We start from the raw sequence: 6330 nt of genomic DNA on the forward strand, positions 1-6330 counted from the left end.
CTTTCGCATACCCCCGTTAGGGTGGCTGCATGGTGAACGCAGAGATCGGTGTCATCGGCGGTTCGGGCTTCTACTCCTTCCTGGAGGACGTCTCCGAGATCCAGGTGGAGACCCCGTACGGGCCCCCGAGCGACTCCCTGTACGTGGGCGAGCTGGCCGGCCGGCAGGTGGCCTTCCTGCCCCGGCACGGGCGCAGCCACACCGTCCCGCCGCACAAGATCAACTACCGGGCCAACCTGTGGGCGCTGCGCTCGGTCGGCGTCCGCCAGGTACTGGGCCCGTGCGCCGTCGGCGGCCTGCGGACCGAGTACGGCCCGGGCACGCTGCTCGTCCCCGACCAGCTGGTCGACCGCACGAAGTCCCGGGCGCAGACCTTCTTCGACGGCGAGCCGCTGCCCGACGGTTCCGTGCCGAACGTCGTGCACACCACCTTCGCGGACCCGTACTGCCCGGTGGGACGGTCGGTCGCTCTGGCGGCGGCCCGGGGCCGGGAGTGGGAGCCGGTGGACGGCGGGACGATGGTCGTGATCGAGGGGCCGCGGTTCTCCACGCGCGCGGAGTCGCGCTGGCACGCGGCGGCGGGCTGGTCGGTGGTCGGCATGACCGGCCACCCGGAGGCGGTGCTCGCCCGGGAGCTGGGGCTCTGCTACACCTCGATGGCGCTGGTGACGGACCTGGACGCGGGCGCCGAAACCGGCGAGGGCGTGTCCCACACGGAGGTCCTGAGGGTCTTCGGCGAGAACGTCGGCCGACTGCGCGAGGTCCTCTTCGACGCGGTGGCCGCCCTTCCGTCGACGGAGTCGCGCGCCTGCCTGTGCACCCACGCACACGACGGCTGGGACCTGGGCATCGAGCTGCCGTAGCCGCGGCTCTCCGGGGCCCGTCCCGGCCGGGTGCCCGTCCCGGCCGGGGCTTGTCCTGGCCGGAGGCCCGTCCTGGCCGGGGCCCGTCCTGGCCGGGGTCTGACACGTGCGGGTGACGGGGTTGTCCACAACCTGGGGATCGTCCACAGGCCGGAGCGGGAGTCGGCGGAAGGCCGGATCGTGGGGTGTGTCCGGGCGCAGGGTCCGGGCACAGCGACTCGGTCCGACTGGTGGTGGCCCTCATGTCCCGTACGTCCGCGTTCTCTTCAGCCCTCTCCCCTTCCCCCGTTCCCGCCGGCGATCCCGCCCCGGTGTGCTCGTCCGCATGTCCTCCCGCGCGCCCCGTTCCCTCCTTTCCCCCGCTGCGGGTCGGGCGGGGCGGCGACCGGCTGCGCAGGGCCCTGCGGCGCCGGCGGCGGACCGTCGCGGCGGGGCTGGCCGTCGCGGCGGCGGCCATGGCCGTGGGCGGGACGGAGGCGCAGGCCTCGCGAGGGGTCGTGCCACCGGAGGCAGGGGGCTCCCGGGGCGCCGCTCCGCCCGCGGCGGTGCGGCTGGTATCGGCCCCGGTGCGCATCGCGGACGCGGCGACGGTGCGGCTGCTGCGGCCCGGGGTCCGGGTCGACGTGGTCGCGGCGGAGCGCGCGGGCCCGCCGAGGGTGGTGGCCGCGGGGGCCCGGGTTGCCGAAGTGCCCGCGCCGGACCAGGGTGTCGGGGCCGGTGACGGTGGGGCGCTGGTGGTCCTTTCCGTGCCCCGGGACACCGCGCGGGCCCTCGTGGGAGCGGGCGCGACGGCGCGGCTGGCGGTGACGCTGTGTTGATTCGCACGTGGGGCCGGTCAAGTCACCTCGGCGAGGGGGGCGATTGGACATACCGCGACCGGACTGCCGTAGTTTTCGGAACCGTTGGCTCCGTGTTCGGCACAAGTGGAGAAGGGCTCAGTGGTGAGCGAGAAGAAGCAGGAGAGCGTCCTGGCGGGCTTCAAGGCCTTCCTGATGCGCGGCAACGTGGTCGACCTCGCGGTCGCCGTGGTCATCGGCGCGGCGTTCACGAACATCGTGAACTCGATCGTCAAGGGCATCATCAGCCCGCTGGTGGGAGCCATCGGGACCAAGAACCTGGACGTCTACAAGTCCTGCCTGAAGGACCCCTGCGGCATCGACGCCGCCGGCCAGCCCACCGGCGTCGAGATCCTGTGGGGCTCGGTGCTCAACGCCGCGCTCACCTTCCTGATCACCGCGGCCGTCGTGTACTTCCTCATGGTCCTGCCGATGGCGAAGTACCTCGCCAAGGTGGAGGCGCGCCGCAAGGCCCGGGAGGGCGTCCAGGAGACCATGGAGATCACGGAGCTGGAGGTCCTCAAGGACATCCGGGACGAGCTGGTCGCGCAGCGCGGGGCCGGCGGCGGGAGGGCCGGGGCGCCGGCACCGCGCGACGCGTTCTAGCCGACCGGTCGGCCCGGGCCGCCTCGGCGGCTCAGATGTGGTGCGGGGGCTTCTCGTCGAGGAAGCGGGCCAGGTCGGCCGCGCTTCCGCCGGCGGGCGGGCGCTCGCCCCAGCCCCGGTCGGTGTCGTCCGAGGACTGCTGGTCCAGCGGGTCGTCGAAGACGAGCCGGGGCTTGGGCTTCGGCGGCGCAGCGGAGGCCTGCTGCGGGTCGGGGGCGGCGGGGGTGCTCATGCCTCCAGAGTACGGCCGCCCCCGGTGGCGCCCCCGCTCAGCTGGGGGCCTCGGCGCCCTTGCGGGCGTAGAACCACCAGCACACCGCCAGGCAGGTCGCGTAGAAGCCGATGAACATCCACAGGGCGTGCGTGACCGCCATGGCGGCGAACATCGCGGGGATGAAGAAGAACCCGTAGGCGGCGATGGCGGAGGAGAAGCCGGTGACGGCGCCCGCTTCCATCTCGGACTGCTTCAGCGCGGCGCCCTGCGCCTCGGGCCCCTCGCCCTCGGCCTGCCGCATGTGCTGGTCGCGGAAGATCACCGGGATCTGCCGGAAGGTCGAGCCGTTGCCGAGGCCGGAGAAGGCGAAGGCCGCCAGGAAGCCGAGGAAGAACGCCCAGAAGCTGCCCTGGTCACCGCTGTGCGGCAGCGCGAAGATCACCACCACCAGCGAGGCCGCCATGCCGACGAAGGACAGCATGGTGACCCTGGCGCCGCCGATCCTGTCGGAGAGCCATCCGCCGGCCCAGCGCATCAGCGCGCCGATGAAGGGGCCGATCCACGCATAGGTGGTGGCGTGGTAGCCCTGTGCCTCGAAGTTGTTCTTGATCAGCAGGGGCAGGCCCGCGGCGAAGCCGATGAAGGACCCGAAGGTGCCGACATAGAGCCAGGTCATCAGCCAGTTGTGCTTGCGCTTGAAGATGATCTTCTGCTGGCTGAAGGGTGCCGCGGCCACCTTGAGGTCGTTCATCAGGAACCAGGCGAGCAGCGCCATGATCACCAGCAGCGGCACCCACAGGAAGGCGCCGTTCTGGAGCCAGATGTCGGTGTTCTCCTTGGCGTCGTGCTGGGGACCCCCGGCCGGGGCACCGAGTACGGCGGCCGTCACCACCAGCGGGGCGACCAGCTGGACCACGCTCACGCCGAGGTTGCCGAGCCCACCGTTGAGGCCGTTGGCGCTGCCCTTCTCCCGCTTGGGGAAGAAGAAGCCGATGTTGGCCATCGAGGAGGCGAAGTTGGCTCCGCCGATGCCGCACACGGCCGCGATCAGTGCCAGCTCCCAGTACGGGGTGCCGGTGTCCTGGAGCGCGAAGCCCAGCCACAGCATCGGAACGACCAGGATGACCGTGCTGAAGGCGGTGAACTTCCGCTCGCCGAAGTTCGGCCCGATGAAGGTGTAAAGGATCCGGAAGGTGCCGCCGGTGATGCCGGGGATGGCGGTCAGCCAGAACAGCTGCGACTTGGAGAAGCCGAAGCCGACGTCGTTGAGCTTGACCACGGTGACCGACCAGACCTGCCAGACCACGAAGCCGAGCATCAGCGCGGGGATGGAGATCCAGAGGTTGCGCTGGGCGACCTTGCGGCCGGTGGTCTGCCAGAAGCCGTCGTCCTCGGGCCGCCAGTCGCCGATGGTCGCGCCGGGCTTGTAGGTCTCCGCGCGGTGCGAGCGCACCTGGGATTCGGTGTTCGTGCGTATCGACATGGTCATCGGTCCTTCGGGTCGAGGAGCCACAGCGCGATCACGACGAGGAAGGAGAGGAGCAGGAATCCCGCACCCCACCAGGCCGTGCCGGTGTTGCCCTTCATCCACTCGTTGACGGTCACGGTCAGCGCCCAGAGCTGTCCGATGACCACGGTCAGGGCCAGGGCCAGACGGGCGTTCAGCTTCGAGGACCGCTCCGGCTCCTGTTCGGTGCCGGCGCCCGGGCCGGGGCCCGTGTGCCGGATCCGGGGGTCCCCGTAGCCGCTGGTGGAGCGGATCTGCGGATACCGCTCGCGCACCGGCCGGTTCAGCCGGGGCTGGGCACTGCCCGGGTGGTAGTCGGGTCGCGGAGGCAGCTGTGCGTCGCTCACGTGCGCCCGCTTTCGTTCGCGGTGGCGCGATCGGCTCCGGGGCAGCCGAGCCTGGCGGCCGTCTCGGGGCGGGAATCGCCGAACTGCCGGCACAGGGCGTCCTTGGCCGGCTCTCCCGACCGGGCGGTGGCGATGGCCCAGACGCTGCCGTCGGCCTGCTCGGTCAGGAAGACCATGGGGAGGGGGCGGGGCGGCGGCCCCGCGGTCACCTCGCCGGTGCGGACGTCGAAGACGCCCTCGTGGCAGGGGCAGTACAGCTCTCCGTCGGCGCCCCGGTCCTCGCGCCAGAGCACGGCGCAGGCCAGGTGGGTGCAGACGGCCGAGTAACCGACGAGGGTGCCGTCGGCCAGCCGCACGGCCAGGGCCCGGTCCTCCTCTTCGGGGAAGCGGAAGGCGACGGACTGACCGGGCTCCAGCCGCTCGGCGACCAGCTTGGCCTCGGGCAGCTTCTCGCTGTCGCCGTGCCGGTGCAGGATGCCGGCGGCGACGCCGACACCGCCGACGGCCAGGCCGCCGGAGACGGTGGCGACGATCCGCAGGTAGTCGCGGCGGGTGGTGAGGGAGTCGGCGCTGATCCGGTCGCGCAGCTGGTCCGCGGCGGCGTCGCCGTCGGGATCCTGGCCGGGCGCCGGAGCCGGCTGCTCGGTGACGCTCATCGGACGTCCACTCCGTTCACCTCGACCACGGGCAGGCCGCCGGGGACCGGCCACTGGACCTTGTCGGCGGGGACGACCATCGCCACGCCGGTGCTGACCATCACGTCGCCGAAGGCGAAGGAGTCGGCGACCTGGACTCCGGGGCGTTCGGCCTGGAGCTCCTCGAGGGTTCCGTAGAACAGGGCGCCGGTGGGGCAGACCGTGGCGCACATGGGTGCCAGCCCGTAGGCGGTGCGGTCGTAGCAGAGGTTGCACTTCATCTGCAGCTTCGCTTGGAGGTCGATCTTCGGGACGCCGAAGGGGCAGGCGTTGACGCAGTTCGCGCAGCCGATGCAGCGGGTGGTGTCGGCCTGCTGGACCACGCCGTCGGCGGTCACCAGGATCGCGTCGGCGGGGCAGACCTCGGCGCAGGGGGCGACCGGGTCCTCGCAGTGCATGCAGACGGTCGGGAGGGAGGCGACGGACGTGCCGGGGTCGGTGTAGTCCAGGTGGATCATCGATTTGCCGCGGTGGGAGTCGCATTCGCGGCAGGCGGAGACGCAGGCCTGGCAGCCGATGCAGCGACCCGGGTCGATGAAGATCGTGCGGCCCATCATGGCGGGTCAGCTCCTTTCCGCCGTGCCACGGCCCTGCGGGGACGTGGGGGGCAGGGGGTCGGTGCGGGAGACCTGGGCCTGCGGATAGGCCTCGCGGCCGGGCGGGGCGGGCGGCGCGGGGACCTCGTCGATCCGTTCGCCGGCCTCGACCCGGGCGGCGCACACCTTGTACTCGGGGATCTTCGACCGGGGGTCGAGGGCGTCCACGGTCAGGGCGTTGGCCGCCGTCGGGACGGGCCAGTGGTACGGGATGAAGACGGTGTCGGGCCGGATCGCCTCGGTGACCAGGGCCGGGAAGACCTCGCTGCCGCGGCGGGTGACCACCCGGACCGGGTCGCCGTCCTTGAAGCCGTGCGAGGGGTGCACCTCCACCCAGGGGCGTGGGGTCTGTTCGACCAGGGCGCCCAGGCGGCGGGTCTGGTTGCCGGAGAGGAAGTGCGCGACGGTGCGGCCGGTGGTGAGGGAAAGGGGGAACTCCTCGGTGTAGGGGTCCATGGGCGCGTGCCACTCGACGACCTGCAGGTGGATCTTGCCGTCGGGGTGGTAGGTCCTGCCGCCCTCGAACAGCCGCGGAGTACCGGGGTGCTCGGTGGACGGACAGGGCCACATGATCCCGCCGGTCTGCTCGAGACGTTCGTAGGTGATGCCGTAGTAGTCGTTGACCGTGCCGGCCGAGGCGATGCGCAGTTCTTCGAAGACCTCGCG

The 6330-nt window shown here is 71.9% G+C and carries 9 protein-coding genes; 3 read left to right on the forward strand and 6 right to left on the reverse strand.

The genetic code is table 11. The features are described 5' to 3' along the window. The first annotated feature begins 29 nt into the window (after positions 1–29). From AB0D44_RS18695 to mscL, 3 genes are all read left to right on the forward strand, one after another. Positions 30–863, forward strand: coding sequence for an S-methyl-5'-thioadenosine phosphorylase (locus tag AB0D44_RS18695; RefSeq protein WP_362591775.1), 834 nt, complete (start codon positions 30–32; stop codon positions 861–863). A gap of 242 nt (positions 864–1105) precedes the next feature. Then, the gene (locus AB0D44_RS18700) at positions 1106–1681 is read left to right on the forward strand and encodes a hypothetical protein (protein WP_362591778.1); all 576 of its coding nucleotides are present in this window, start codon (positions 1106–1108) and stop codon (positions 1679–1681) included. A gap of 123 nt (positions 1682–1804) precedes the next feature. After that, complete coding sequence (mscL, locus tag AB0D44_RS18705; protein ID WP_362591781.1) at positions 1805–2305, forward strand: large conductance mechanosensitive channel protein MscL; 501 nt, start codon at positions 1805–1807, stop codon at positions 2303–2305. 31 nt (positions 2306–2336) lie between these two features. Here mscL and AB0D44_RS18710 read toward each other — a convergent pair whose 3' ends face one another. The 6 genes from AB0D44_RS18710 to AB0D44_RS18735 all read right to left on the reverse strand — a co-directional run. Continuing rightward, entirely contained in the window at positions 2337–2537 is a 201-nt protein-coding gene (locus AB0D44_RS18710) for a hypothetical protein (RefSeq protein ID WP_362591784.1), read from the reverse strand. A gap of 37 nt (positions 2538–2574) precedes the next feature. Then, entirely contained in the window at positions 2575–4002 is a 1428-nt protein-coding gene (locus AB0D44_RS18715) for a NarK family nitrate/nitrite MFS transporter (RefSeq protein ID WP_362591787.1), read from the reverse strand. Positions 4003–4004: 2 nt separating this feature from the next. Continuing rightward, complete coding sequence (locus tag AB0D44_RS18720; RefSeq protein ID WP_362591789.1) at positions 4005–4373, reverse strand: hypothetical protein; 369 nt, start codon at positions 4371–4373, stop codon at positions 4005–4007. Then, a complete protein-coding gene (locus AB0D44_RS18725) occupies positions 4370–5029 on the reverse strand; it encodes a Rieske (2Fe-2S) protein (RefSeq protein WP_362591791.1) in 660 nt (219 codons plus the stop codon). The genes AB0D44_RS18720 and AB0D44_RS18725 overlap by 4 nt, the downstream gene beginning before the upstream one ends. Further along, the gene (locus tag AB0D44_RS18730; protein WP_362591794.1) at positions 5026–5625 is read right to left on the reverse strand and encodes a 4Fe-4S dicluster domain-containing protein; all 600 of its coding nucleotides are present in this window, start codon (positions 5623–5625) and stop codon (positions 5026–5028) included. Before AB0D44_RS18730 ends, AB0D44_RS18725 begins: the two co-directional genes overlap by 4 nt. 6 nt (positions 5626–5631) lie before the next feature. After that, positions 5632–6330: molybdopterin dinucleotide binding domain-containing protein (locus AB0D44_RS18735; protein ID WP_362591797.1), on the reverse strand; the 699-nt coding region annotated here is incomplete at its 5' end.

This window comes from Streptomyces sp. NPDC048349, assembly GCF_040651925.1.
Lineage (GTDB): Bacteria > Actinomycetota > Actinomycetes > Streptomycetales > Streptomycetaceae > Streptomyces.